The organism is Acidovorax sp. KPB24-07, from assembly GCF_057543315.1.
Genome location: NZ_BAAJYS010000439.1, coordinates 1 through 2608 on the forward strand (window position 1 = coordinate 1; position 2608 = coordinate 2608).

The 2608-nt window shown below is 69.1% G+C and carries 2 protein-coding genes; both read left to right on the top strand.

What is annotated here, in order from left to right; translation table 11 throughout:
• Positions 1 to 94: 94 nt before the first annotated feature.
• Positions 95 to 613, top strand: a complete 519-nt coding sequence (gene mreD, locus AC27IQ_RS22235) for a rod shape-determining protein MreD (RefSeq protein ID WP_487090830.1) — start codon at positions 95 to 97, stop codon at positions 611 to 613.
• A 46-nt stretch (positions 614 to 659) separates the two neighbouring features.
• Positions 660 to 2600, top strand: a complete 1941-nt coding sequence (gene mrdA, locus AC27IQ_RS22240; RefSeq protein ID WP_284430286.1) for a penicillin-binding protein 2 — start codon at positions 660 to 662, stop codon at positions 2598 to 2600.
• Positions 2601 to 2608: the final 8 nt, after the last annotated feature.

A 2608-nucleotide genomic window follows, 5' to 3' on the forward strand; every position in this document is an offset into this window, starting at 1 on the left:
CGGGCGCCGGTGCGCAAGGGGCGCCGATGATCCGCGCTGCCCTGCGCCCCCGCGGGCCTGCCGTGGCCGCCGCATCCCGCCCCGGGAGGTCCGCATGATCATGCCCCGCGGGCAGCAACTGCTGCTGCCGGTCCGCCCCCTGTTCATCGTCGGCAGCCTGCTGGTGGCGCTGGCGTTCAACATGCTGCCGCTCGGGCGCGTGGTGTGGACGCCCGACCTCGTGATGGTGCTGCTCGTGTTCTGGGGCGTGCACCAGCCCCAGCGCGTGGGGATGGGCGTGGCCTTCGCCATGGGGCTGTGCATGGACGTGTACCAGACCGCGCTGCTCGGCCAGCATGCCCTGGCCTATTGCGCCCTGATGTACGGCGCCCTGTACATGCACCGCCGCCTGCTGTGGTTCAGCGTGCCGTCGCAGGCGCTGCAGGTGTTTCCGCTGTTCATCGCGGCCCATGCGATCGAGCTGCTGATCCGCGTCGTGTCGGGCGGCATCCTGCCCGGCTTCGAAGGCCTGGTGGCGCCGTGCCTGGAGGCCTTGCTGTGGCCGCTCGCCAGTTGGATACTGCTGGCGCCGCAGCGCCGTCCGCCCGACCGCGACGAGAACCGCCCGCTGTGAGCGCGAATCGCCGCCAGCCCCCTGATCTGACCGTTTCTTTGCCGACATGACCGAACTGCGCAACACCGAAGCCGATGCGTCGCGTTTCCGCACCCGCGTGTTCGTGGTGGCGTTGGTCGTGTTGATGGCGCTGTGCCTGGTGGTGGCGCGGCTGGTGTACCTGCAGGTGGTGCGCCACGACGACCTCGCCGAGCAGGCCGAGAGCAACCGCACGGCCGTGGTGCCCATCGTGCCCAACCGCGGCCTCATCCTGGACCGCAACGGCGTGGTGCTGGCCACCAACTATTCGGCCTACACGCTGGAGATCACGCCCTCCAAGGTCGAGTCGCTGGACGACACCATCGATGCCCTGTCCAAGGTGCTGGACATCCACCCGCGCGACCGGCGCCGGTTCAAGCGGCTCATGGACGAGTCGCGCAACTTCGAATCGCTGCCCATCCGCACGCGGCTGTCCGATGAGGAAGTGGCGCGCTTCACCGCGCAGCGCTACCGCTTTCCCGGCGTGGACATCAAGGCCCGGCTGTTTCGCAACTACCCCATGGGCGAGGTGGCCAGCCACGCGATCGGCTACATCGGCCGCATCAACCAGCGCGAGAAGGAGCGCATCGACGACTCCGAAGACGCGGCCAACTACCGCGGCACCGACCACATCGGCAAGCTGGGCGTGGAGCAGGGCTTCGAGAGCACCCTGCACGGCCAGACCGGCGTGGAGCGCATGGAGACCTCCGCCGGCGGCCACGCCGTGCGCCGGCTGGCCAGCCACCCCGCCACGCCCGGCAACACGGTGATGCTGTCCATCGATATCAAGCTGCAGAAGATGATCGAGGACATGTTCGGCGAGCGTCGCGGCGCGCTGGTGGCCATCGACCCGCGCAACGGCGAGGTCGTGGCGCTGGTGAGCAAGCCCACGTTCGATCCGAACCTGTTCGTGGAGGGCATCGACAGCGAGAACTGGCAGGCACTCAACGAGTCGATCGACAAGCCGCTGCTCAATCGCGCGCTGCGCGGAACCTACCCGCCGGGCTCGACCTACAAGCCCTTCATGGCGCTGGGGGCGCTGCAGCTGAACAAGCGCTCGCCCACGCAGGTGTACAACGACCCGGGCTTCTACACCTACGGCGGCCACACCTTCCGCAGCCACGAGGGCGGGCTGGGCGGCGTGGACATGCACCGCGCCATCCAGTTCTCCAGCAACACGTATTTCTATTCGCTGGCCGTGGACATGGGCGTGGACACCATCCACGACTTCATGAAGCCGCTCGGCTTCGGGCAGGCCACGGGCATCGACATCAACGGCGAGGTGCGCGGCGTGCTGCCCAGCACCGAGTGGAAGCGCAACACCTACCGGCGCCCCGAGATGCGCCGCTGGTACTCGGGCGAGACGGTGTCGCTGGGCATCGGGCAGGGGTACAACAACTTCACCATGCTGCAGCTGGCGCTGGCGGAGGCCACGCTGGCCAACGGCGGCACGCGCTATCGGCCCCACCTCATCAAGGCCATCAAGGACACGGTGACGGGCCAGATCACCGAGGTGCAGCAGCCCCCGGGGCAGGACCTGGGCTTTTCGCCGAAGAACGTGGAGATCGTGCGCAATGCGCTCGTCGCGGTGAACAAGGGCGGCACCGGCACGCGCGTGTTCGCGGGCGCGCCCTACACCTCGGCCGGCAAGACCGGCACGGCGCAGGCGGTGAGCCTGGGGCAGAACGTCAAGTACAACGCCAAGGCGCTGGAGGACCACCAGCGCGACCACTCGCTGTTCGCCGCCTTCGCCCCGGCCGAAAACCCGCGCCTGGCGCTGGCTGTGATCGTGGAGAACGCCGGCTTCGGCGCCGCGCATGCCGCGCCCATCGCGCGGCGCGTGTTCGACTACTGGCTGCAGGGCGACTACCCCAACGAGCAGGACATGGCCGCGGTGCGCAAGGGCCAGGCGGCAGCCCCCATCGGCACGCCGCTGCGCGCAGCCGACGTGCCGCTCATCGAGCCCTGACGCCGCCC